A 23,505-nucleotide genomic window follows, 5' to 3' on the forward strand; every position below is an offset into this window, starting at 1 on the left:
TGAGCGGTATGCAACAGCAAAAACCGCTGGAGGGGGCGCAGCTGGTCATTATGACCATTGCGCTGTCGCTGGCGACATTCATGCAGGTGCTGGACTCCACCATCGCAAACGTGGCGATCCCGACCATCGCCGGTAACCTCGGCTCATCCCTGAGCCAGGGGACCTGGGTGATCACCTCGTTTGGGGTCGCGAATGCGATCTCCATTCCGATTACCGGCTGGCTGGCGAAGCGCGTCGGGGAAGTTCGGCTGTTCCTGTGGTCAACGGTGTTGTTCGTCATCGCCTCCTGGGCGTGTGGCATGTCCAACAGCCTGACGATGCTGATCTTCTTCCGCGTGATCCAGGGGATTGTGGCCGGGCCGTTAATCCCGCTGTCGCAAAGTCTGCTGCTGAATAACTACCCGCCCGCCAAGCGCTCTATCGCGCTTGCGCTGTGGTCAATGACGGTGATTGTCGCCCCGATTTGCGGGCCGATTCTCGGCGGGTATATCAGCGATAACTACCACTGGGGCTGGATCTTCTTCATCAACGTACCAATCGGTGCAGCGGTGGTGTTGATGACGCTGCAGTCGTTGCGCGGTCGGGAAACCAAAACCGAACAGCGGCGTATCGACGGCGTGGGACTGGCGCTGCTGGTGCTAGGGATTGGTAGCCTGCAGATTATGCTCGACCGGGGTAAAGAGCTGGACTGGTTTGCCTCGCAGGAGATTATCGTGCTCACCGTCGTCGCGGTGGTGGCGATCAGCTTCCTGATTGTCTGGGAGCTGACGGACGATAACCCGATCGTCGATCTCTCGCTCTTCAAGTCGCGAAACTTCACCATCGGCTGCCTGTGTATCAGTCTCGCCTATATGCTCTACTTCGGCGCGATCGTTCTGCTGCCGCAGCTGTTGCAGGAGGTATACGGCTACACCGCAACCTGGGCGGGTCTGGCCTCTGCGCCAGTCGGTCTGATTCCGGTCCTGCTGTCGCCGATTATTGGTCGCTTTGCCCATAAGCTCGACATGCGTCGACTGGTCACATTCAGCTTTATTATGTATGCGGTGTGCTTCTACTGGCGTGCGTATACGTTCGAACCGGGAATGGACTTTGGCGCGTCCGCGTGGCCGCAGTTTATTCAGGGCTTTGCCGTGGCGTGCTTCTTTATGCCACTCACCACCATCACCCTGTCGGGACTTCCGCCAGAGCGAATGGCGGCGGCATCGAGTCTGTCGAACTTCACCCGTACGCTGGCGGGCTCCATCGGGACGTCGATTACCACGACGCTGTGGACGAACCGCGAGTCGTTGCATCACGCGCAGTTGACCGAGTCGGTGAACGCCTTCAACCCGAATGCCCAGCAGATGTATTCCCAGCTGGAAGGTATGGGGATGACGGAGCAGCAGGCGTCGGGCTGGATTGCCCAGCAGATCACCAACCAGGGGCTGATTATCTCTGCCAACGAGATTTTCTGGTTCTCCGCAGGGATATTTATCCTGCTGCTGGGGCTGATCTGGTTTGCCAAACCGCCGTTCGGCGCGGGCGGTGGCGGCGGTGGCGCGCACTAACCTGGCGCCTCGCCGGAAAAGTTGTCCGTTTCGCGACAGCTTCTGTCAGTTCTGATAAAGCAGCGCTCCTGAAATCGCTTCACGATAGTGAAAAGACAACAGGAGCGCATCATGCTGAAACACCCCGCACAAAAATATCAACCTTATCCCCCGATCTCCCTGCCCGACCGCCGCTGGCCGGAGCAACGTATCACCCATGCTCCACGCTGGCTCTCCACCGATTTGCGCGACGGGAATCAGGCGCTGGCCGAGCCGATGGACATCGCGCGCAAGCTGCAGTTCTGGGAGTTACTCCTCGGCTGCGGTTTTAAAGAGATCGAAGTCGCCTTCCCGTCCGCCTCGCAGACCGATTTCAATTTTGTTCGCCAGCTCATTGAAGAAAATCGTATTCCCGACGATGTCACTATTCAGGTGCTCACCCAGGCGCGGGAAGATTTGATTGTCCGCACCTTCGAATCATTGCGCGGCGCGAAACGGGCGACCATCCATCTGTACAACGCCACCGCCCCGCTGTTCCGCCGCCTGGTGTTTGGCATGGATAAGGCGCAGATTGTTGAGCTCGCCGTGCGCTCGACGCGCCAGATCCGCACCTTGTGCGAGGAGAACCCGGACACACTCTGGCAGTACGAATACTCCCCGGAAACCTTCTGTTTTACCGAACCGGAATTTGCGCTGGAGATTTGCGAAGCCGTCGCGGAGATCTGGCAGCCGTGCGCCGAGCGGCCGATGATCCTCAACCTGCCTGCCACCGTGGAAGTCAGCACGCCGAATGTTTACGCTGATCAGATTGAGTATTTTTGTCGTCACTTTAGCCGCCGGAGCGAGGTGTGTATTAGCGTTCACCCGCATAACGATCGCGGCACGGGTGTCGCCAGCGCGGAGCTGGCGGTGATGGCGGGAGCCGACCGCGTGGAAGGTTGCCTGTTCGGTAACGGCGAGCGCACGGGGAATGTCTGCCTGGTGACGCTGGCGATGAATTTGTACAGCCAGGGCGTGAGCCCCCGTCTGGATTTCAGCAACATGACGCAGGCGGTTGAGGTGGTGGAGAGCTGCAATCAGCTGCCCGTTCACCCGCGCCATCCATGGGCGGGCAGTCTGGCGTATACCGCCTTTTCCGGCTCCCATCAGGATGCGATTAAAAAAGGCTTTGATGCCCGTCAACCGGACGAGCGCTGGGAGATGCCCTATCTGCCCGTCGATCCGCAGGATATCGGCTGCTCCTATGAAGCGGTGATCCGGGTGAACAGCCAGTCGGGCAAAAGCGGCAGCGCGTGGCTGATCGAGCAAAACCACGGACTCAAACTGCCCCGCGCCCTGCAGCAGGATTTCAGCCAGCACGTGCAGCAGGAGACCGACAGCCACGGCAAAGAGATGACGCAAAACGCCCTGTGGCAGCTGTTCCGCGCGCGTTACGGCCTGGTAGCGACGCCGCATTTTGCCCTGCAAAGTTACCGGAGCGAGAGCCAGCAGGACGGCCAGCAGCGCCTGACCGCGACTGTCGCCGTCGAGGGCGGTACGCGTCAGCTTGAGGGTCAGGGGAATGGTCTGTTATCGGCGGCGGCCAGCGGAATCAGTCGCTGGCTGAACACGCCGTTTGTGATTAAGGATTATCACGAGCACTCGCTGGGGGCGCGCAGCGACAGCCGTTCGGTGGCGTACATTCGCTGTCTGTTCCAGGACGGCAGCAGCCGCTGGGGTGTCGGGATTGATAACGACGTAGCGCGCGCCTCGCTTCAGGCGTTGCTCAACGCCGTCGGCTAAGCATTCCTGAAATAGTCGCTGGGTGAGATCCCCATCACCCGGCGAAACATCGCCGTGAACGCGCTGTGGCTGCCGTAGCCCAGATCGAGCGCCACGCGCAGGACCGGCTGGCCCTGCGCCAGCCGAACCAGCGCCTCCAGCAGGCGCGCCCGCCGCGTCCATTCTCCGAAACTTAATCCGGTTTGCTGCTGAAAATGACGGTTCAGGGTGCGCTCGCTCATGCTGGTGAGGCTCGCGGCCTGCGCGCTGCTCCAGTGATTTTCCGGCGCACTGCGGATCTGCTGACACAGCTGGCGCAGCACGTCCGTTCCCGGTTCAGGCAAGCAGAATGGCAGTACCGGCATCAGGCGGATTTCATCAAGGATCAGCTCATAGATGCGCTCATGGCGACTGCCGGGGGAATACGATTCGGGGAGATCAAAGGCGCTGACGATCAGTTCCCGCAGTAAAGGGGAGATCTGGACGATCTGGCATGACGCGGGCAGATCGGCGCGGGCCAGGGGATCGATAAACAGCGTTCGTGCCGCAACGTTGCCGGTGATGCGTATCGCGTGCGGCGTCCCGGCGGGCAGCCAGACGCCGCGCCCGGGTGGCACGACCCAACATCCGGCCGCCGTATCAACGCGCACCACGCCGCTCAGGCTGTGCAGCAGCTGGGCGCAGTCGTGCTGGTGCCAGGGCTCGCTGTCGCCATTTTGATAATCATGGGCGAAAGGAACCAGCGGGCGATGGGCAAAGGAGAACGTTGAGGTTGTGGTCATAGGGTTTCGCAGGAGGGAGGCGTGGGTTCCGTGCGGTGTTTGTGCCGGGTGGCGGCTGCGCCTTACCCGGCCTACGGGTTCGGCGCGGGATTCGGGCCGTTGTAGGCCCGGTAAGCGCAGCGCCACCGGGCATCGGCTGGCACCCTGCTAGATGTGCAATTCCTGCAGCTTTTCTTTCGGCAGCGCCAGCTCTTCGTTGCTGTTCACGCGAACGTCACGATCGATGATGTGACGCGCGATCTCCTGCGCCTCTTCCAGAGAGTGCATCTGATAAGTGCCGCACTGGTAGATGTTCAGCTCAGGGATCTGGTTCTGCTCTTTCACTTTCAGCACGTCGGCCATCGCCGCTTTCCAGGCATCCGCCACGCGCGTTTCATCTGGCTGACCAATCAGGCTCATGTAGAAACCGGTACGGCAGCCCATCGGGGAGATGTCGATGATTTCCACGCCGTTACCGTTCAAATGATCGCGCATGAAACCGGCGAACAGGTGCTCCAGGGTGTGAATACCTTTTTCTGGCATCACTTCTTTGTTCGGCACGCAGAAACGCAGGTCGAATACGGTGATTGTGTCGCCGTGCGGGGTATGCATGGTCTTCGCAACACGGACAGCAGGTGCTTCCATACGGGTGTGGTCGACTGTGAAGCTATCTAATAACGGCATACGTCACCTCCGATAGTGATTATTTTTAAAATAAAATGAACTCTTTGTTTCCCTGCGCGTCTGAGTATATGAAAGACGCGCATTTGTTATCATCATCCCTGATTTCAGAGATGTATATTTTGGCCACAGCGATGTGGCCTTTTTCTTTTCTGTCAGGCGTTCTTCGCCAGAAACTCATCAAACGACTCGGTATCCGCAGCTTCCACTTCACGCTGACGCACCACTGATGCCTCACGCTCTGCCACGAAATCCTCTTCGCTTAAGACTTCCAGCGGCTCCTGCTGCAGCATGTCGCGATACTGCGCGGCAAGCGAACGGCCGGTTCCACCGATACCTTGATCAATCATAGAACGCAGAATGCGCGCTGAGAACGTCAGTTCCGGGTTATCAAAAGATTCGACCAGCTGATCGCACACCTTCTGATACTCCTCACCGCCGTACACGCTGTCCATCGTCTGCGCCACACGTTTGAGATCGCGGAACAGGTCTTTGCCGACTTTCGCCAGCGGGAACTGCGCCGTTTCACAACCGATGCCGAGCGTCAGGCCTGGCTTGCGCCCTTCCAGAATTACACGATTCCAGTTGGTGCGCGTACAGAGCAGTTCGTCAGAACTCATCTCTGGCGCATCCGCCAGCACACACCAGACCATAAACAGGTCGAGGAAACGCACCTGCTGCTCGTCGACGCCAATCGGCGAGAACGGGTTGATATCCAGCGAGCGCACTTCAATGTACTCAATGCCGCCGCGCTCCAGCGCATCCGACGGCGCTTCGCCGCTGCGCGTCACGCGTTTCGGGCGGATCGGCGCATACAGCTCGTTTTCAATCTGCAGCACGTTGCTGTTGATCTGCAGGCGCTTGCCGTCTTTTTCGAGGCCGATTTTCTCGTACTCTTCCGACGGCGTTTTGATCGCTCGCTTCAAGCCTGCCACATATTCGTGCAATTCGTTAAACGTAATTCCGAGATTGCTTTGCGACTTATTGGTATAACCAAGGTCGCTCAGGCGCAGAGAGGTGGCGTACGGCAGGTAATACATGCCGCAATCGGTCTTCTCAAACGGCAGCGTGGTCGGTTTGCCCTGCAGGAACGAAGAGCAAATCGCAGGCGAAGCACCAAACAGGTACGGGATCACCCAGCCAAAACGGTAGTAGTTGCGGATCAGACGGAAATAGCCCGCCGAGATCGACTCTTTATCCGTTTCGCCGCACTTCGCCTGCCAGAATGCCATCGGCAGCGAGAAGTTGTAGTGTACGCCGGAGATGGTCTGCATCAGCGCGCCGTAGCGGTTTTTCAGCCCTTCGCGATAGAGCGTTTTCAGGCGACCAATGTTCGAGGTGCCGTATTGCGCCAGCTCAATGTCCTGCCCCTGCTCAATGTAGCAAGGCATGCTCAGCGGCCACATGCGCTCATCGCCCAGTTGACGGGCGGTAAAGCGGTGAACATCGCGCATCAGCGTCAGCATGTGGTCAATATCGCCGTCGACGGGCGTAATGAACTCCAGCAGCGCTTCGGCAAAATCGGTTGTGATCCATTTATGTGTTAGCGCAGAGCCTAACGCTTCAGGATGGCCTGTTGTTGCCAGGCTGCCATCTTCGTTTACGCGCAGAGTTTCGCGCTCAAGCCCACGCTGAATGCCCTTCAGAGCCTGAGGGTGTTTTTCCAGCCAGGCCAGCGCCTGTGATACGTCCGGGATCAAATTGACCTCCCGCCTGTCAAAATAAGAGTTATCCAGCATAAATTGTAATGGTTGACGATTGAAGGTCGCTTTTTCATTCCACCAATTAGTGCCACCACGTCATGCCCTGCAGTGTTACGAGTGCCACGAGGGCATAGCGCAACGCCTTGCCAAGGCATAAAAAAAAGAGCACCGGTCCCCAGGAGATGCGCATCCATCCCGCCAGCAGACACAGCAAATCGCCTATAACAGGCATCCAGCTTAGTAACAGCGTGACAGCACCATAGCGTTTAAGCCAGCCTGCTGCCTTTTCCTGCCAGCGTGATTTTTCACGCAGCGGAAAGAAACGCCCAAGAATAACGTTAGTCAGCCCTCCAAGGCTATTACCCATTGTTGCTATTACTACCAGCAACCAGGGCTGACTGACGCCAGATAACAGCATCGCGACCAGCACCACTTCCGAATTACCCGGTAAAAGTGTGGCACTTAAAAAACTGCTGGCAAATAAAGAAGCAAGTGACAGCAGGTCACTCACAGCAGGCGAACATCCACAGCATCCATTCCGGCTGCCTGTGCGGCCTGAATGCCAAAGTCGGCATCTTCGAACACCACGCACTTATTCGCCGGGACGCCCATCAGCTGTGCGCAAAGCAGGAAGGTGTCCGGAGCGGGTTTGTGGTTTTGAACATGATCGGCGGCGACAACCGCAGAGAAATAGTGGCGCAGACCCAGATGATTGAGCAGCGCTTCGGCCACCGCGCTTTCACTGCCCGTACCGACAGACATCGGACGACGACCGTGCCACGCTTTGACCACCTCAATCAGCGGTAAAGGGGTTACGGTGTCTAACAGCATGGCTTTGACAGCGTCGGTTTTTTCACGGGCCAGCAGATGGGGATCGAGATCGGCGTGGTTCAGTTCAATCACCGCCTGAGCGATTCGCCAGGTGGGTGATCCATTGAGCGCGACCATGGCCTGTAAGTCGAACGTCATGCCATAACGACCGAGAACGTCATTCCAGGCTTTACGATGTGTGGGTTCGGTGTCCAGGATGGTGCCATCCATGTCGAAGATCAGACCGTCATACTGTGCGTACATCGTGCTCTCGCCAAACGATTAACAAGATATTACTTTATCGTAAACGAGGATTTTTGTCGCTGATTCTGGTTGTAATACAAAGAGGATGATGGGTAATTGAGCTATGGGGGAATACTAAGAAGAGATGGTGCATCCGGGAGGATTCGAACCTCCGACCGCTCGGTTCGTAGCCGAGTACTCTATCCAGCTGAGCTACGGATGCATCAGGGTACTGCTATTGACATAGTAAATGGTGCATCCGGGAGGATTCGAACCTCCGACCGCTCGGTTCGTAGCCGAGTACTCTATCCAGCTGAGCTACGGATGCATCGGGATTTACTATTTTACTGCTTGATACGTCATATCACTTCGAAAGCAATACGAGGTAATAGATGGTGCATCCGGGAGGATTCGAACCTCCGACCGCTCGGTTCGTAGCCGAGTACTCTATCCAGCTGAGCTACGGATGCATCAGGGGGTACTGCTTTTACTGCTGATTCAATGTCACTCAACAAGCCGCAACACTGAGAATGATGGTGCATCCGGGAGGATTCGAACCTCCGACCGCTCGGTTCGTAGCCGAGTACTCTATCCAGCTGAGCTACGGATGCAAAATGGCGGTGAGGCGGGGATTCGAACCCCGGATGCAGCTTTTGACCGCATACTCCCTTAGCAGGGGAGCGCCTTCAGCCTCTCGGCCACCTCACCACACAACGCCTCTTTCGAGTGCTTCGAGTAACTCGTTAAGAGCTTCTCGTCGCTGCGTGGCGCATATATTACTTTCTGGGACTTATAAGTCAAACAATTTTCCACAAGCTTTTATCGTTTGCACAAATCACACTCAATTCGCATGTAAAAGCTGCAAAGAGGGTGTTTTATAAACGGATTTTGCGGGCATCAGCACAGAAATCCTCAGGCTAAATTGCGGACTTTGGGCGAGATAAGGTCTGGAGAGTGACAAAAAACAGAAGGAATGAAATCGAACGGTAACTTTATGCAGGAAGAATATCGAGAGGGTTGCGTCTCGCCGGGCGGCGAGACGCGATAATATCAGTAACTGGACTGCTGGGATTTTTCAGCCTGGATACGCTGGTAGATCTCTTCACGATGGACAGAGACTTCTTTAGGGGCGTTCACACCAATACGTACCTGGTTACCCTTCACCCCTAAAACTGTCACGGTGACCTCATCCCCAATCATGAGGGTCTCACCAACTCGACGAGTCAGAATCAGCATTCTTTGCTCCTTGAAAGATTAAAAGAGTCGGGTCTCTTGTATCCCGGCATTATCCATCATATAACGCCAAAAAGTAAGCGATGACAAACACGTAATGTGTAAGCAGTCACGGCATCACATTCTGTTAAACGTAAGTTTAGCCGATATACACAAACTCAACCTGACTTTATCGTTAGCGATAGCGTAGTGATAAGAACGCCATAACCCTGAAGTTATGGCGTCTGTTTACGCTTTGTAATTATTACAGTTTAGCGCTTACCCAGCTTTCAACGCTGGCCAATGCTGCTGGAAGTGCTGCCACGTCCGTACCACCGGCTTGCGCCATGTCTGGACGACCACCACCTTTGCCACCCACCTGCTGGGCGACCATGCCAATCAATTCCCCTGCTTTCACGCGATCCGTCACATCCTTAGAGACGCCCGCAATCAGAGAAACCTTACCTTCTGCCGCTGTCGCCAGGACGATAACCGTGGAACCGAGCTGGTTCTTGAGATCATCCACCATGGTGCGAAGCATCTTAGGCTCAACGCCTGCCAGTTCGCTGACCAGCAGTTTAACACCTTTAATTTCAACCGCTTTGCTGGAGAGGTTTGCACTCTCCTGCACCGCAGCCTGCTCTTTCAGCTGCTGCAGCTCTTTTTCCAGCTGACGGGTACGTTCCAGCGCGCTACGCACTTTCTCGCCCAGGTTGTGGCTGTCACCCTTCAGCAGTTGCGCAATGTCGTGCAGCTGATCGCTTTCTGCGTGCAGGCTCGCCATCGCACCTTCGCCGGTCACGGCTTCGATACGACGCACACCCGCCGCAGTACCTGATTCAGACAGGATACGGAACAGGCCGATATCACCCGTACGCGAGGCGTGAGTACCGCCGCACAGTTCGGTAGAGAAATCACCCATGCTCAGCACACGAACGCGCTCGTCGTATTTCTCGCCGAACAGCGCCATCGCCCCTTTCGCTTTCGCTGCTTCCAGATCCATGATGTGGGTCTCGATAGGCAGGTTACGACGAATCTGAGCGTTGACCATGTCTTCCACCGCGCGGATTTCAGACGGTTTCATCGCTTCGAAATGGGAGAAATCAAAGCGCAGCACTTTGTCATTGACCAGAGAACCTTTCTGAGCAACGTGTGTACCCAGTACATCGCGCAGAGCGGCGTGCATCAGGTGCGTGGCAGAGTGGTTCAGACGAATGCGCGCACGGCGAGCTTCATCCACTTCCGCTTTCACGCCCGCGCCGACTTTCAGGGAGCCTGAAGCCAGTTTACCGACGTGACCAATTGCCTGGCCGTATTTCTGAGTATCGGTGACGGTAAAGGCAAAGTCGTTACCTTTCAGTGCGCCTTTATCGCCCACCTGGCCGCCCGATTCCGCGTAGAACGGCGTTTTGTCCAGAACCACAACCGCATCCTGGCCTGCGCTGATGCTGTCCACGGCTTTGCCGTCAACAAACAGCGCGGTCACTTTGCCGGTCAGTTCCAGATGATCGTAACCCTGGAATTCAGACGCGCTGTCGACGCGAATCATCGCGTTGTAGTCTGCGCCGAAACCGCTGGATTCACGCGCACGGCGGCGCTGCTCTTCCATTGCGGCTTCAAAGCCCGCTTCGTCAACTTTAATGTTGCGCTCACGGCACACGTCCGCGGTCAGGTCGACCGGGAAGCCGTAGGTGTCGTACAGACGGAATGCGGTGTCACCATCCAGCGTATCGCCGGTCAGCTTAGACAGCTCTTCGTCGAGCAGAGCCAGACCGCGCTCAAGGGTACGCGCAAACTGCTCTTCTTCGGTTTTCAGAACCTGCTCAACCTGCGCCTGCTGGCGTTTCAGCTCGTCGCCCGCCGCGCCCATGACGCCAACCAGCGGCCCCACCAGCTTATAGAAGAAGGTGTCTTTCGCGCCCAGCATGTTGCCGTGACGGATCGCACGACGAATGATACGGCGCAGCACGTAGCCACGGTTCTCATTCGATGGGATAACGCCGTCGGCAATCAGGAACGCACAAGAACGAATATGGTCCGCGATAACGCGCAGGGATTTGTTGCTCAGATCGGTCGCACCGGTCACTTCCGCCACGGATTTGATCAGGGTGCTGAACAGATCGATGTCGTAGTTGGAGTTGACGTGCTGCAGAACAGCCGCGATACGCTCCAGACCCATACCGGTGTCCACAGACGGCTTCGGCAGCGGCTCCATGGTGCCGTCAATCTGACGGTTGAACTGCATGAAGACGATGTTCCAGATCTCAATGTAGCGATCGCCGTCCTCTTCTGCGGTTCCCGGAGGGCCGCCCCAGATGTGGTCGCCGTGATCGTAGAAGATCTCGGTGCACGGACCGCAAGGACCGGTGTCACCCATCTGCCAGAAGTTGTCAGACGCGTAAGGCGCGCCTTTGTTGTCGCCGATGCGAATAATGCGCTCACGCGGGATACCGACTTCTTTTTCCCAGATTTCGTAAGCTTCATCATCGGTTTCGTAGACAGTTACCCACAGACGCTCTTTCGGCAGGTTGAACCAGTTTTCACCGGTCAGCAGTTCCCACGCGTATTGAATGGCGTCGTGTTTGAAGTAGTCGCCGAAGCTGAAGTTGCCCAGCATCTCGAAGAAAGTATGGTGACGTGCGGTGTAGCCGACGTTTTCCAGATCGTTGTGTTTACCGCCCGCACGCACGCAACGCTGTGACGTTGTGGCGCGGGAATAATTACGCTTGTCGAGACCAAGGAAAACATCCTTGAACTGGTTCATCCCGGCGTTGGTAAACAGAAGAGTCGGGTCATTGTTCGGTACCAGGGAGCTGCTGGCAACAACCTGGTGTCCCTTACTATGGAAAAAGTCGAGAAACGCCTGACGGATCTCAGCGGTGCTCTTGCTCATAATTATCCTGAAATCAAGCTAACGAAATGTCGCAGCCAGCCTGTCTCTGTTGATGCCCGGACGGACTGACTACTGGAAAAAGTGGGAATAAGATAAGTTTTCTTGCAAGGGAAGTAAAATCCCGCATGCGCTCAATCGGCAAAATTACGCCATATATCCTGAATATCTTCCATCAGGAAGCCGCGGTACAACAAAAATCGCTGGATTTTGACTTTTTCTGAAAATTCGCGCGAAAGGGGTTCACCGTACTTGCGCACGGCCTGCTCGCGGGCCAGTTCACACCAGTCAATGTCGCATTCACGCATCGCCTGTTCGGTGGCCTCACGAGGGATACCTTTTTGGTTGAGTTCCTGACGGATCCTGGCCGGGCCATAACCCTTGCGGCTGCGGCTGGCGAGAAAGCGAGTCACAAAACGACTGTCATCAAGATAGCGATATTCGTAGCACCAGGCGACAACGCGGTCGTAATCTTCCACTGTTGCGTCGATCGCTTCCGGTCCGTTTTTCCCCATCACGGGTGCCGCGAGTTTACGCCGTAGCTCCTGTTCGCTGTGGTCACGCACCGCCAGAATACGCACTGCGCGATCCAGTAAACGCGCGTAGGCAGGGCGACGCGGGGTGTTTTCGCTCATAACAAACCTGCTGTTTTACAAATGCAAAAAGGGCCGCAATCGCAGCCCTTGTTTTTAGAAGAAGTGGTTAGAAATCTTCTTTGGTTTCTTCAACGTCAGCACTGTCGACAACGAAGTCAGGCTTAGAGTCCTGGTTGTTGAGAAGCAGTTCACGCACTTTCTTCTCAATTTCTTTCGCTGCTGCCGGGTTTTCTTTCAGCCAGGAGATAGCGTTCGCTTTACCCTGACCGATTTTGTCACCGTTGTAGCTGTACCAGGCGCCCGCTTTTTCAATCAGCTTCTCTTTCACACCCAGGTCAACCAACTCGCCGAAGAAGTTGATGCCTTCGCCGTAGAGGATTTGGAACTCAGCCTGCTTGAACGGTGCGGCGATTTTGTTCTTCACCACCTTCACGCGGGTTTCGCTACCGATGACGTTATCGCCCTCTTTCACCGCGCCGATGCGACGGATATCCAGACGGACAGAAGCGTAGAACTTCAGCGCGTTACCACCGGTGGTGGTTTCTGGGTTACCGAACATCACACCAATCTTCATACGGATCTGGTTGATGAAAATCAGAAGAGTATTAGATTGTTTCAGGTTACCGGCCAGCTTACGCATCGCCTGGCTCATCATACGTGCCGCGAGGCCCATGTGAGAGTCACCGATTTCGCCTTCGATTTCCGCTTTTGGCGTCAGCGCCGCAACGGAGTCGACAACCAGCACATCGACTGCACCTGAACGCGCCAGGGCGTCACAGATTTCAAGCGCCTGCTCACCGGTATCCGGCTGAGAACAGAGCAGGTTGTCGATATCAACACCCAGTTTACGGGCATAGACCGGGTCCAGCGCGTGCTCGGCGTCGATGAACGCACAGGTTTTACCTTCGCGCTGTGCGGCGGCAATCACCTGCAGCGTCAGGGTTGTTTTACCCGAAGATTCCGGCCCGTAGATTTCTACGATACGGCCCATTGGCAGGCCGCCCGCGCCCAGTGCGATATCCAGAGAAAGCGAGCCGGTGGAGATAGTTTCCACGTCCATGGAACGGTCTTCACCCAGGCGCATGATGGAGCCTTTACCAAATTGCTTTTCAATCTGGCCGAGTGCTGCCGCCAACGCTTTCTGTTTGTTTTCGTCGATAGCCATTATTACTCCTGTCATGCCGGGGAACTGCGCCGGATAGTGAATTCTGTTCTGTTGGTGCAATTATACTGTATGGTCATACAGTATCAAGTGTTTTGTAGAAATTGTTGCCAGAGCGTTTTTAACGCGTATTCCGTCGCCTGTCGGCGCACGCTTTCGCGGTCACCGCTGAAGCATTCGCGGAAGGTAACGCCCTGCCCCTGCGAAGTCGCAAAACCAAACCAGACGGTGCCGACCGGTTTGACATCGCTGCCGCCATCCGGCCCGGCGATGCCGCTGATGGAGATCGCGTAATCCGCACGGGCGGCTTTGAGCGCGCCTATCGCCATCTCCACCACGACCGGTTCGCTCACCGCGCCGTGCTGTTCGAGCGTCGATTCACGCACGCCAATCATCTGGGCTTTGGCTTCGTTACTGTAAGTGACAAAACTGCGTTCGAACCATGCGGAGCTCCCCGCGATGTCCGTAATCACCTTTGCCACCCAGCCGCCGGTGCAGGATTCTGCCGTCGTTAAGGTCGCGCCGCGCTGCTTCAACGCCAGCCCGACGACTTCGCTCAGCTGCATCAATTCATGGTCAGTCATCATCGCTTCAGGCTCCTGAAAAACATGCAGCACAAGATAGCACTTTCTCATGGGATATGGGGATGAGGTTCCGGTTTTACGAGGAGGCTTCAGAAAAAAGCCGACGCGGTCGCATCGGCTTTGAAAAGCGAATTACTTCATGCTGTCGGCGAGCGTATTCACGTTGTGGCGAAAAGCGTTCACGTAGGTGTCCGCCACGCCGCCTTTGGCGGAGAGCGCTTCGGGATAGAGTTCCCCGCCCGGCTGCGCGCCCGTCGCACTGGCAATTTGCTTCACCAAACGCGGATCGAGCTGGTTTTCCATAAACCAGGTTTTAACGCCGTCAGCCTTAATCTGATTGATGATCTCAGCCACCTGCGCGGCGCTGGCCTCGCTCTCGGATGACAACCCTTGTGGGGCCATAAAGGTCACGCCGTAGGCGCGGCTGAAATAGCCGAAAGCGTCATGGCTGGTGAGCACTTTACGTTTCTCCTGCGGGATAGCACTAAAGCGCGATTTCGCCCAGCCGTCGAGCTGTGTCAGCTGTGCAATGTAAGGTTTGCCTGTAGCCTCGAGCGCCACTTTCTCTTGCGGATCAGCCTTGACCAGCCCCGCCAGAATATTTTGCGCGTATAACGCCCCATTGGCGGCGCTGTTCCAGGCGTGCGGATCGGTCACGGTTTTGCCGTCTTCCTCCAGGGTATGCGTTTTGACCCCGGCTGATGCGACGACCAGCGTGCCTTTAAAGCCCGAGGCTTTCACCAGACGATCCAGCCACCCTTCCAGCCCGAGACCGTTGACCACCACCACATCTGCCTTGCTTAACGCGGCGCTGTCTTTCGGCGACGGCTCAAAGGTATGCGGATCGCCGTCCGGCCCCACCAGCGTAGTGACCTTCACATGATCGCCGCCCACTTCCTGGGTGATGTCTCCCAGAATAGAAAAACTGGTCACCACGTTCAGCGTTTTTGCCTGCGCGCCGTGGGACATCAGCCCCAGCGCGAGCGCCATCATTATTCCTGTCTTCTTCATCTTTTCCCCTTGCGTTAAAAAAGCGCGCGCAGACTGCTGCGCGAGCCACATAAAACCGAAATAAAGAACCATGCGCTTGCGGTCAGCACGATGGAGGGCCCGGCGGGCAGGCTCGCCGCCCACGACAGGCTCAATCCGAGCCAGGCGCAGAACACGCCGCTGACGCCTGCCATCAGCAACAGTCCCGGCAGAGTGCGCATCCAGCAGCGTGCGGCCACGGCAGGGAGCATCATCAGCCCTACCGCCATCAGCGTGCCGAGCACCTGGAATCCGGCGACCAGGTTCAGCACCAGCAATGCCAGGAACAACCCGTGCAACAGCGCGGGAAGCCGTCGGGAATTAACCTGCAGCCACGCGGTATCAAAAGCCTCCGTGACCAGCCCCCGGTAAAACAGTGCCAGCAGCATTAAGGTCAGGCCGCAGACGCCCGCCACGAACAGCGCCGCATCGTTATCCACCGCCAGAATCGAGCCAAAAAGCAGATGCAACAGATCGACGTTTGACCCGCGCAGGGAAACCAGCGTGACGCCGAGTGCCAGCGAGCCCAGATAAAGCCCGGCAAAGCTGGCGTCCTCTTTCAGGGGTGTGCGTCGACTGACCAGGCCTGCCACCAGCGCCACGACGATCCCGGCGATGAATCCGCCAAGACTCATCGCCAGCAAAGACATTCCGCTGACCAGATACCCCACCGCCACGCCCGGTAAAATGGCGTGCGACAGTGCATCGCCCATCAGACTCATCCGCCGGAGCAGTAAGAAAACGCCAAGCATCGTGGTGCTGACGGAGAGCGCCAGGCACACCACCAGCGCGCGGCGCATAAAGCCGTATTCGATGAACGGCTGGAAGAAAATATGCCAGATCATGCGACTCTCACCCGCTCGGTGCCCCAGTGAGGCGTCGCCGTATCGAGGCGCAACGTCTGCGGGAAATGGCGCGACACACGTTCGCTGTCGTGCAGTACCGCCAGCACCGTCTGCCCGCCCAGATACATGTCCAGCATCAGCTCCATCAGCACGTTACAGGTGGCTTCATCGACGCCGGTAAAAGGCTCGTCCAGCATCACCAGCGGCGCGTTCTGCACCAGCACGCGGGCGAAAAGCATGCGCTGGAACTGGCCGCCCGAGAGTTCGTCGATGGTGGCGGTCCCAAGATCCTCAAGACCGACGCGTTCAAGCGCTTCAGCGATCCTGAGCCGGGTTTCGCGGCGATACGCCTTCAGCAGGGAGATTTTCGGCCAGCAGCCCATGCTCACCACGTCCTGAACAGTCAGCGGGAACTGCGCTTCCAGGGAGTGACGCTGCGCCAGCCAGCCGATCGTCGGGCGTTTTTCGCGCCAGCGAAATCCCCCGCTGACCGGCGGAATAAATCCCGCCAGGGTTTTGAGCAGCGTCGATTTGCCGCAGCCGTTGGCCCCGACAATCGCCGTCATGCTGCCGCGCTCGATGACGCCGTTGAGCGCCTGAGTCACCGGCTGGCGGTCGTATCCCGCCACCAGGTTTTGCAGTTCAATCATGGAAGAACCACCGCCCAGCGCACCGCCAGGCCAATGAGCACAATCAGAATGGCCGCCAGCCACAGCCGGTTGAGCGCGGAAAGAGAAAAGAGAGACATCGTTGCACCGCCAATAAATGTTATAACATAACAATAATCAAATGCGATGCGGATGTAAACGCGAATCAAAAAGAGGGAGTGTGGCGAAATGTTTCTGTGCGGAGGAGTGTGTTGCCCGGTGGCGCTTCGCTTACCGGGCCTACAAAACCGTCGTAGCCGCCACCCGGCAATCTCAAAGCAAACTACTGACTAAACGGCGACGTCCCCGGAACGCGCGCCAGCGAGACCGCCTGACCAAGCTGCCACACGGCCATCGCATAGTGCGTGCTGTGGTTATAGCGGGTGATGGTGTAGAAGTTTGGCAGACCGTACCAGTACTGATAGCCGGTGCCGATATCCAGACGCAGCAGGCTGGCCGTCTGATGATTACCCAACGATTGCATCGGCGTTAAACCTGCCGCCGCCAGCTGCGACACGCTGTAGTTGGTTTTGAAGCCATTCTCCAGCCCTGGCGCCTGGCCGTTCGCCTGCACCGCCACCGGATCGCCCTTCACCCAGCCGTGCGCTTTGAAGTAGTTCGCCACGCTGCCGATGGCATCCACCGGATCCCATAGATTGATATGCCCGTCGCCGTTAAAGTCGACCGCATACTCTTTATAGGAGGACGGCATAAACTGGCCGTAGCCCATCGCGCCTGCGAAGGAACCTTTCAGATCGAGCGGATCGTCCTGCTCGTCGCGCGCCATCAGCAGGAAGGTTTCCAGCTCAGACTGGAAGTATTCCGCACGACGCGGATAGTTAAAGGAGAGCGTCGCCAGCGCATCGAGAATGCGGGTTTTGCCCATCACGCGGCCCCAGCGGGTTTCGACGCCGATAATCCCGACGATAATTTCCGGCGGCACGCCGTACACCTGCCACGCGCGCGTCAGGGCATCCTCATACTGATTCCAGAACGCCACGCCGTTTTGCACGTTGTCCGGGGTGATGAATTGTTTGCGATAGCGCAGCCACGCGCCGTTTGGCCCGGTCGGCACCTGCGCCGTCGGTGCCTGGCGGTCCATCAGACGCAGCACGTAGTCCAGACGTTTCGCCTGAGACAGAATCTCGTGCAGCTGCTGTTTGTTGAACCCATGTTTGTTCACCATCTTATCAATGAACTGCTCGGCGGCCGCGTTGTTCGCGAAATCCCCGCCCATCTGCATCATGTTGTGCTGCGGCTCGAGGAGAAAACCACCCGATGGGGTGCCCGCCGTCTGTTGAACTTCCTCTGTTTTCGGTTTGCTGCTACAGGCAGCAAGCATAATCAGCGCGGGTAGGAGCGCTGCGTAACGACGCTTGACCATGAGACATCCATTTAAACGAATTCGATAAGTGGCAAGTATGGTAAAGCATCCTCAATGCCTCAAGGAAGCGGTTCTGCGACCCTTCGCAAAACTTTTGTCATTCCTTAAGATTCTGACCTTTCGAATGCACTATCATGAGCGCTGCCCTTCTGTTTGCTCCGCGCAGACAGGAAGAGAAAGGAACGCTAACCGGAGAGAAAGATGAGTGATTTTCTGCTAAACACAGGCCGTCAGACGTTAATGCTGGAGCTTCAGGAAGCCAGCCGACTGCCGGAAAGGCTGGGCGAGGATTTTGTCCGCGCGGCCAATACCATCATCCATTGCGAAGGCAAAGTGATTGTCGCAGGCATCGGGAAGTCCGGCCATATCGGCAAGAAAATTGCCGCCACCCTCGCCAGCACCGGCACCCCCGCCTTCTTTGTCCATCCGGCCGAAGCGCTGCATGGCGATCTGGGGATGATTGAAAGCCGCGACGTGATGCTGTTTATCTCCTACTCCGGCTCGGCGAAAGAGCTCGATTTAATCATTCCGCGCCTGCAGGAAAAATCGGTCGCCCTGCTGGCGATGACCGGAAAATCACGCTCACCGCTGGCGCTGGCCGCCAAAGCCACGCTGGATATTTCTGTGGAACGCGAAGCCTGCCCGATGCATCTCGCCCCGACTTCCAGCACCGTCAACACCCTGATGATGGGCGATGCGCTGGCGATGGCGGTGATGCAGGCGCGCGGCTTTAACGAAGAAGATTTTGCCCGCTCGCATCCGGCGGGTGCGCTGGGCGCGCGGTTGCTGAATAAAGTGCATCATCTGATGCGCACTGAAGACGCCATCCCGCAGGTGAAACTCACCACCAGCGTGATGGACGCGATGCTCGAACTGAGCCGCACCGGCCTGGGGTTAGTCGCCGTGTGTGATGAAAATGGGCTGGTCAAAGGGGTCTTTACCGACGGCGACCTGCGTCGCTGGCTGGTCGGCGGCGGCAAACTGGAAGCCATCGTCAGCGATGCCATGACCACCGGCGGCCTGACGCTCAACGCCGAAAGCCGCGCCATCGAAGCCAAAGAGATCCTGATGAAGCGCAAAATCACCGCCGCGCCGGTGGTGGACGACAGCGGCAAGCTGTGCGGTGCGATCAACCTGCAGGATTTCTACCAGGCTGGAATTATCTAACCCTTCAGCCCAAGACGTTTCGCCAGCCGATGCAGGTTGGCGACGTCTGTCTCTAACGCGCGGGCGCTGGCCGCCCAGCTGCGATTATTCTGCTCCAGCGCGCGGGTGATCATCTGACGCTGGAAAGCTTCCGTCGCCTCACGCAGGTTTTCCGGTGTCATCACGGGTGCGTCCGCCACCGCGACAGGCACCGCCTCGTCATGCAGGGCAAAATGCTGCGCGTGGATCACCACTTCATCCCCGGTGCGCGTCGCGCGCGCCAGCACCACCGCACGGTGGATGGCATGTTCCAGCTCGCGCACATTCCCTGGCCAGCCGTAGCTCAGAAGATGGCGACGCGCGCCGGGGCTGAGCACCACGCGGGAGAGTCCCATTTTTAGCCGACACTGCTCGCAGAAATAACCTGCCAGCAGGACCACATCTTCACCGCGCTCGCGCAGCGGCGGGACAGAAAGCGGAAACACGCTTAAGCGATGGAACAGATCGGCGCGGAAATTCCCGGCCAGCACCTCTTCGCGCAGATCGCGGTTCGTCGCCGCCAGTACACGCACGTCCACCCGCAGGCTGCGGTCATCGCCGACGCGCTGAATATCGCCGTACTGCAACACGCGCAGCAGCTTGGCCTGCAGTGCCAGCGACAGCTCACCGATTTCATCGAGGAACAGCGTGCCGTTGTCGGCCATCTCGAACTTGCCGCTGCGGTTGCTGATCGCCCCGGTAAACGCCCCTTTCACGTGACCGAACAGCTCGCTCTCCGCCACGCTCTCCGGCAGCGCGGCACAGTTGAGATAGACCAGCGGATTGACCGCCCGCGGCGAGCCTTCGTGGATCGCCTTCGCCACCAGCTCTTTCCCGGTGCCGGTTTCCCCGCTGATTAAAACGTTCAGATCGGACGCCGCAACGATATCGATCTCTTTTTTCAGTTGCATCATGCCCGCCGACAGGCCGATCATCTCCGTGTGCGCCACCTGCTCAAACGCCGCCGGGCTGCCCGGCAAAATGTTCTGGCTCTCCAGCTGTTCAATCAGCAGCGCGTTGTTCAGCGCTCCGGCGGCCAGAGCGGCAATCAGGCGCAACTCTTCGTCGCTAAAAGAATCGAACTGGTCTGGCTGAAGTCCGTCGAGGGTCAGGGCACCAATCAGGTTTTGCCCGGCGAACAGCGGCAGGCCGATGCAGGCGTGGACTTTCAGGCTCTCCTGACCAGGAATTAAACCGTCGTAGGGATCGGGCAGATCGCTGTCCGCCGGGAAACGCACCACGTCGCCCGCGCGGGCAATGGTTTCGAGACGTGGATGGCCTTCAAGCGTAAAGCGCCGTCCCAGTACGTCCTGCGCCAGCCCGTCGATCGCCAGCGGAATGAACTGCCGCCCTTCGTAGCGCAGCAGCGCCGAGGCGTCGCAATCCAGCACGTGGCGCAGGGTGGAGATCAGCCGCTGGAAGCGGTCCTGATGGCCGATACCGGTCTGTAATTCAATGGCGATCTTCGCCAGCACCTCTACGGAAAAGCTCATTTGCGCCTCGCGGTCATTTTGACAATCCATACTGTCATATTGACGATAAACCGCATAGTCAAATCGACTACCCCCTGCGAGTGACTTTTTATAAAACCATTTTAAATTAACAAGTTAAAAAACTGGCACGTAACTTGATATAGCCAAATCATCTTATTGAACAACACCGTCTTAATTTGAGGTTGCTATGTCTATTCTGGTTAAAAATAACATTCATTGGGTTGGCCAACGTGACTGGGAAGTGCGTGATTTTCACGGGACCGAATACAAAACGCTGCGCGGCAGCAGCTATAACAGCTATCTGATCCGTGAAGGCAAAAACGTGCTGATCGATACCGTCGATCACAAATTCAGCCGCGAGTTCGTGCAGAACCTGCGCAGCGAAATCGATCTGAATGACATTGATTACATCGTGATTAACCATGCGGAAGAGGACCACGCGGGCGCGCTGACCGAGCTGATGTCTTATATTCCGCACACGCCAATCTACTGCACCACCAACGCCATCGATTCGATTAACGGCCATCATCACCACCCGGAATGGAATTTCCACACCGTCAAAACCGGCGATACGCTGGACATTGGTAACGGCAAGCAGCTGATCTTCGTCGAAACCCCGATGCTGCACTGGCCCGACAGCATGATGACCTACATGACCGGCGACGCGGTGCTGTTCAGTAACGACGCCTTCGGTCAGCACTACTGCGATGAACGCCTGTTTAACGATGAAGTGGATCAGACGGAGCTGTTCGAGCAGTGCCAGCGCTACTACGCCAACATCCTCACCCCGTTCAGCCGCCTGGTGACGCCAAAAATCACCGAAATCCTCGGCTTCAATCTGCCGGTCGATATGATTGCCACCTCGCACGGCGTGGTCTGGCGCGAAAACCCAACGCAAATCGTGGAGCTGTATCTGAAATGGGCGGCGGATTATCAGGAAGATCGTATCACCCTGTTTTACGACACCATGTCCAACAACACCCGCATGATGGCAGACGCCATTGCCCAGGGCATCAACGAAGTCGACCCGAACGTGGCGGTGAAAATCTTCAACGTGGCGCGCAGCGATAAAAACGAGATCCTGACCAACGTCTTCCGCTCAAAAGGCGTGCTGGTCGGCACCTCCACCATGAATAACGTGATGATGCCGAAAATCGCCGGTCTGGTCGAAGAGATGACCGGCCTGCGTTTTCGCAACAAACGCGCCAGCGCCTTTGGCTCCCACGGCTGGAGCGGCGGCGCGGTGGATCGTCTCTCTACCCGTCTGCAGGATGCCGGTTTCGAAATGTCGATGAGCCTGAAAGCGAAGTGGCGTCCGGACATCGACGCGCTGGAAATTTGCCGTCAGCACGGCCGCGATATCGCACGTCAGTGGGCGCTCGCTCCACTGCCGGAAGCCGCCCCAAAAGCGCCTGAACAGAAAGACGATTGCGCCTGCGCTGCTGCGACAGCCGCCGATCTCGGCCCTTGCATGCAGTGCAGCGTCTGCCAGTGGATTTACGATCCTGCTCTCGGCGAACCTTTGCAGGATGTCGCCCCAGGCACCCCATGGCGCGATGTGCCGGACAACTTCCTCTGCCCGGAATGTTCCCTCGGGAAAGACGTCTTCGATGAACTGGCGACGGAGGCAAAATGAGCCACGGCATTGTGATCATCGGCTCGGGCTTTGCCGCCCGCCAGCTGGTGAAAAATATTCGCAAGCAAGACACTAACGTCCCGCTGACGCTGATCGCCGCTGACAGCATGGACGAGTACAACAAACCTGATTTGAGCCATGTCATCAGCCAGAATCAGTGCGCCGTCGACCTCACCCGCCAGACGGCGGGGGAGTTCACCGAACAGTTTAACCTGCGCCTGTTCCCGCATACCCGGGTGACGGATATCGACGCCAGCGCCCGTGTGGTGAAGAGCAAAGACCAGCAGTGGCAGTACGACAAACTGGTGCTGGCGACAGGCGCGTCTGCCTTTGTGCCCCCCGTTGAAGGCCGCGAATTGATGCTGACGCTGAACAGCCAGCAGGAGTATCAGGCCTGCGAAACCCGGCTTCGTGATGCGAAGCGGGTGATGATTGTCGGCGGCGGTCTGATTGGCACCGAACTGGCGATGGATTTTTGTCGCGCCGGGAAAGCGGTCACCCTGGTCGATCACGCGGCCAGCATTCTGTCGGCCCTGATGCCAGCGGAAGTAAGCAGTCGCTTACAGCACCGGCTGACGGAGATGGGTGTGCACGGGCTTCTGAAATCTCAGCTCCAGAGCCTGACGGAAACCGAAAATGGCATTTGCGCCACGCTGGATCGCAACCGCAGCGTTGAGGTGGACGTGGTCATCGCCGCAACAGGTCTGCGCCCGGAAACGGCGCTGGCGCAGCGAGCCGGAGCGGATATTCACCGCGGTGTGAAGGTGGACAGCTATCTGCAAACCTCGCAGCCCGACATTTATGCCCTCGGCGACTGCGCGGAAATCAACGGCCAGGTCCTGCCGTTCCTGCAGCCGATCCAGTTAAGCGCGATGTATCTGGCGAAGAATCTGCTGGGGGCCAGCGCACCGCTGAAACTGCCCGCGATGCTGGTGAAGGTCAAAACGCCAGAGCTGCCGCTGCATCTCGCGGGAGAGACGCAGCGCCAGGATCTCAACTGGCATATGGCGATTGAACCACAGGGGATGGTCGCAAAAGGCGTCGATGGTGACGGCCAGCTGCGCGCCTTTGTGGTTAGCGAAGATCGGATGAAGGAGGCTTTCGCTCTGCTAAAGTCGCTGCCCGTTTAACCCTTAACCCTCTGCCACGTTTACTTAACCTTAGGATTTTATTATCCGCTGCCCCATTTTTACGGGGCATTTTTTTGCGCATTCTATTCACAAGATAAATACAAAGAAGATAAATCATCGCCATCAGTCCCTTTTTTATTATTTATATGAATACATAGAACGAAAGGAGTGAATATATAAATGCGCGTTATTCATCCCTCTCGAACCATATATATTTTATATTTTTT

At 57.2% G+C, this 23,505-nt stretch carries 20 protein-coding genes and 5 tRNA genes; 5 read left to right on the forward strand and 20 right to left on the reverse strand.

Features of this window, described 5'->3' with window-relative positions; translation table 11 throughout:
- Positions 1 to 8 precede the first annotated feature (8 nt).
- Both emrB and leuA read left to right on the forward strand, forming a co-directional pair.
- The gene (emrB, locus tag U9O48_RS17275; protein ID WP_282492878.1) at positions 9 to 1,547 is read left to right on the forward strand and encodes a multidrug efflux MFS transporter permease subunit EmrB; all 1,539 of its coding nucleotides are present in this window, start codon (positions 9 to 11) and stop codon (positions 1,545 to 1,547) included.
- 111 nt (positions 1,548 to 1,658) lie between these two features.
- A complete protein-coding gene (gene leuA, locus U9O48_RS17280) occupies positions 1,659 to 3,308 on the forward strand; it encodes a 2-isopropylmalate synthase (RefSeq protein WP_324722847.1) in 1,650 nt (549 codons plus the stop codon).
- Here the strand turns inward: leuA and U9O48_RS17285 are convergent.
- The 19 genes from U9O48_RS17285 to mltB form a co-directional block, all read right to left on the reverse strand.
- A complete protein-coding gene (locus U9O48_RS17285; protein ID WP_324722848.1) occupies positions 3,305 to 4,069 on the reverse strand; it encodes a helix-turn-helix transcriptional regulator in 765 nt (254 codons plus the stop codon). The genes leuA and U9O48_RS17285 overlap by 4 nt on opposite strands.
- A 147-nt stretch (positions 4,070 to 4,216) precedes the next feature.
- Positions 4,217 to 4,732 carry an S-ribosylhomocysteine lyase gene (gene luxS / locus U9O48_RS17290; protein ID WP_324722849.1) on the reverse strand — a complete coding sequence of 172 codons (516 nt, stop codon included), beginning with the start codon at positions 4,730 to 4,732 and terminating at the stop codon, positions 4,217 to 4,219.
- 152 nt (positions 4,733 to 4,884) lie between these two features.
- The gene (gene gshA, locus U9O48_RS17295) at positions 4,885 to 6,429 is read right to left on the reverse strand and encodes a glutamate--cysteine ligase (RefSeq protein ID WP_285154467.1); all 1,545 of its coding nucleotides are present in this window, start codon (positions 6,427 to 6,429) and stop codon (positions 4,885 to 4,887) included.
- A gap of 85 nt (positions 6,430 to 6,514) precedes the next feature.
- Positions 6,515 to 6,943, reverse strand: a complete 429-nt coding sequence (locus U9O48_RS17300) for a YqaA family protein (protein WP_282492874.1) — start codon at positions 6,941 to 6,943, stop codon at positions 6,515 to 6,517.
- On the reverse strand, positions 6,940 to 7,506 hold the full coding sequence (gene yqaB, locus U9O48_RS17305) for a fructose-1-phosphate/6-phosphogluconate phosphatase (RefSeq protein ID WP_282492873.1): 567 nt from the start codon (positions 7,504 to 7,506) through the stop codon (positions 6,940 to 6,942). The genes U9O48_RS17300 and yqaB overlap by 4 nt, the downstream gene beginning before the upstream one ends.
- A 125-nt stretch (positions 7,507 to 7,631) precedes the next feature.
- Positions 7,632 to 7,708 (reverse strand) — tRNA-Arg (locus U9O48_RS17310).
- 28 nt (positions 7,709 to 7,736) lie between these two features.
- Positions 7,737 to 7,813 (reverse strand) — tRNA-Arg (locus tag U9O48_RS17315).
- Between the two features lie 65 nt (positions 7,814 to 7,878).
- A tRNA-Arg gene (locus U9O48_RS17320) sits at positions 7,879 to 7,955 on the reverse strand.
- 64 nt (positions 7,956 to 8,019) lie between these two features.
- Positions 8,020 to 8,096 (reverse strand) — tRNA-Arg (locus tag U9O48_RS17325).
- Between the two features lie 4 nt (positions 8,097 to 8,100).
- A tRNA-Ser gene (locus tag U9O48_RS17330) sits at positions 8,101 to 8,193 on the reverse strand.
- A gap of 342 nt (positions 8,194 to 8,535) precedes the next feature.
- Entirely contained in the window at positions 8,536 to 8,721 is a 186-nt protein-coding gene (csrA, locus tag U9O48_RS17335; RefSeq protein ID WP_000906486.1) for a carbon storage regulator CsrA, read from the reverse strand.
- 241 nt (positions 8,722 to 8,962) lie between these two features.
- Positions 8,963 to 11,590, reverse strand: a complete 2,628-nt coding sequence (alaS, locus tag U9O48_RS17340) for an alanine--tRNA ligase (protein ID WP_285154072.1) — start codon at positions 11,588 to 11,590, stop codon at positions 8,963 to 8,965.
- A gap of 131 nt (positions 11,591 to 11,721) precedes the next feature.
- A complete protein-coding gene (gene recX / locus U9O48_RS17345) occupies positions 11,722 to 12,222 on the reverse strand; it encodes a recombination regulator RecX (RefSeq protein ID WP_324722850.1) in 501 nt (166 codons plus the stop codon).
- A 67-nt stretch (positions 12,223 to 12,289) separates the two neighbouring features.
- Complete coding sequence (gene recA / locus U9O48_RS17350; protein ID WP_282493076.1) at positions 12,290 to 13,348, reverse strand: recombinase RecA; 1,059 nt, start codon at positions 13,346 to 13,348, stop codon at positions 12,290 to 12,292.
- A gap of 83 nt (positions 13,349 to 13,431) precedes the next feature.
- Complete coding sequence (gene pncC, locus U9O48_RS17355) at positions 13,432 to 13,929, reverse strand: nicotinamide-nucleotide amidase (protein WP_282493079.1); 498 nt, start codon at positions 13,927 to 13,929, stop codon at positions 13,432 to 13,434.
- Between the two features lie 132 nt (positions 13,930 to 14,061).
- Positions 14,062 to 14,940, reverse strand: a complete 879-nt coding sequence (locus tag U9O48_RS17360) for a metal ABC transporter substrate-binding protein (RefSeq protein WP_324722851.1) — start codon at positions 14,938 to 14,940, stop codon at positions 14,062 to 14,064.
- A 14-nt stretch (positions 14,941 to 14,954) separates the two neighbouring features.
- On the reverse strand, positions 14,955 to 15,803 hold the full coding sequence (locus U9O48_RS17365) for a metal ABC transporter permease (protein WP_324722852.1): 849 nt from the start codon (positions 15,801 to 15,803) through the stop codon (positions 14,955 to 14,957).
- On the reverse strand, positions 15,800 to 16,453 hold the full coding sequence (locus U9O48_RS17370; RefSeq protein WP_324722853.1) for an ABC transporter ATP-binding protein: 654 nt from the start codon (positions 16,451 to 16,453) through the stop codon (positions 15,800 to 15,802). The genes U9O48_RS17365 and U9O48_RS17370 overlap by 4 nt, the downstream gene beginning before the upstream one ends.
- A 280-nt stretch (positions 16,454 to 16,733) precedes the next feature.
- On the reverse strand, positions 16,734 to 17,834 hold the full coding sequence (gene mltB / locus U9O48_RS17375) for a lytic murein transglycosylase B (RefSeq protein ID WP_285144868.1): 1,101 nt from the start codon (positions 17,832 to 17,834) through the stop codon (positions 16,734 to 16,736).
- Positions 17,835 to 18,035: 201 nt separating this feature from the next.
- Between mltB and gutQ the strand changes: the two genes are divergently transcribed.
- Positions 18,036 to 19,001: an arabinose-5-phosphate isomerase GutQ gene (gene gutQ / locus U9O48_RS17380; protein WP_324722854.1), complete on the forward strand. Its 966-nt coding sequence runs from the start codon at positions 18,036 to 18,038 to the stop codon at positions 18,999 to 19,001.
- Here gutQ and norR read toward each other — a convergent pair.
- Complete coding sequence (gene norR / locus U9O48_RS17385) at positions 18,998 to 20,512, reverse strand: nitric oxide reductase transcriptional regulator NorR (RefSeq protein WP_324722855.1); 1,515 nt, start codon at positions 20,510 to 20,512, stop codon at positions 18,998 to 19,000. The two genes, gutQ and norR, sit on opposite strands and share 4 nt — an antisense overlap.
- A gap of 187 nt (positions 20,513 to 20,699) precedes the next feature.
- Between norR and norV the strand changes: the two genes are divergently transcribed.
- Positions 20,700 to 22,148 (forward strand): anaerobic nitric oxide reductase flavorubredoxin, encoded by a 1,449-nt coding sequence (gene norV / locus U9O48_RS17390; RefSeq protein ID WP_324722856.1) that lies wholly within the window; start codon positions 20,700 to 20,702, stop codon positions 22,146 to 22,148.
- The gene (gene norW, locus U9O48_RS17395) at positions 22,145 to 23,278 is read left to right on the forward strand and encodes an NADH:flavorubredoxin reductase NorW (protein WP_324722857.1); all 1,134 of its coding nucleotides are present in this window, start codon (positions 22,145 to 22,147) and stop codon (positions 23,276 to 23,278) included. Before norV ends, norW begins: the two co-directional genes overlap by 4 nt.
- The last annotated feature ends 227 nt before the right edge of the window (positions 23,279 to 23,505 follow it).

Origin of the sequence: Lelliottia sp. JS-SCA-14, assembly GCF_035593345.1 — a bacterium.
In the GTDB taxonomy this organism is placed as follows: Bacteria; Pseudomonadota; Gammaproteobacteria; order Enterobacterales; family Enterobacteriaceae; genus Enterobacter; species Enterobacter wanjuensis.

Coding starts and splice junctions, on each gene's coding strand:
- norR (WP_324722855.1), bottom strand. CDS start 20,512: ATGAGCTTTTCCGTAGAGGTGCTGGCGAAGATCGCCATTGAATTACAG.
- yqaB (WP_282492873.1), bottom strand. CDS start 7,506: ATGTACGCACAGTATGACGGTCTGATCTTCGACATGGATGGCACCATC.
- csrA (WP_000906486.1), bottom strand. CDS start 8,721: ATGCTGATTCTGACTCGTCGAGTTGGTGAGACCCTCATGATTGGGGAT.
- U9O48_RS17365 (WP_324722852.1), bottom strand. CDS start 15,803: ATGATCTGGCATATTTTCTTCCAGCCGTTCATCGAATACGGCTTTATG.
- alaS (WP_285154072.1), bottom strand. CDS start 11,590: ATGAGCAAGAGCACCGCTGAGATCCGTCAGGCGTTTCTCGACTTTTTC.
- norW (WP_324722857.1), top strand. CDS start 22,145: ATGAGCCACGGCATTGTGATCATCGGCTCGGGCTTTGCCGCCCGCCAG.
- emrB (WP_282492878.1), top strand. CDS start 9: ATGCAACAGCAAAAACCGCTGGAGGGGGCGCAGCTGGTCATTATGACC.
- recA (WP_282493076.1), bottom strand. CDS start 13,348: ATGGCTATCGACGAAAACAAACAGAAAGCGTTGGCGGCAGCACTCGGC.
- luxS (WP_324722849.1), bottom strand. CDS start 4,732: ATGCCGTTATTAGATAGCTTCACAGTCGACCACACCCGTATGGAAGCA.
- U9O48_RS17285 (WP_324722848.1), bottom strand. CDS start 4,069: ATGACCACAACCTCAACGTTCTCCTTTGCCCATCGCCCGCTGGTTCCT.
- U9O48_RS17360 (WP_324722851.1), bottom strand. CDS start 14,940: ATGAAGAAGACAGGAATAATGATGGCGCTCGCGCTGGGGCTGATGTCC.
- pncC (WP_282493079.1), bottom strand. CDS start 13,929: ATGACTGACCATGAATTGATGCAGCTGAGCGAAGTCGTCGGGCTGGCG.
- gutQ (WP_324722854.1), top strand. CDS start 18,036: ATGAGTGATTTTCTGCTAAACACAGGCCGTCAGACGTTAATGCTGGAG.
- U9O48_RS17370 (WP_324722853.1), bottom strand. CDS start 16,453: ATGATTGAACTGCAAAACCTGGTGGCGGGATACGACCGCCAGCCGGTG.
- mltB (WP_285144868.1), bottom strand. CDS start 17,834: ATGGTCAAGCGTCGTTACGCAGCGCTCCTACCCGCGCTGATTATGCTT.
- recX (WP_324722850.1), bottom strand. CDS start 12,222: ATGAGCGAAAACACCCCGCGTCGCCCTGCCTACGCGCGTTTACTGGAT.
- norV (WP_324722856.1), top strand. CDS start 20,700: ATGTCTATTCTGGTTAAAAATAACATTCATTGGGTTGGCCAACGTGAC.
- leuA (WP_324722847.1), top strand. CDS start 1,659: ATGCTGAAACACCCCGCACAAAAATATCAACCTTATCCCCCGATCTCC.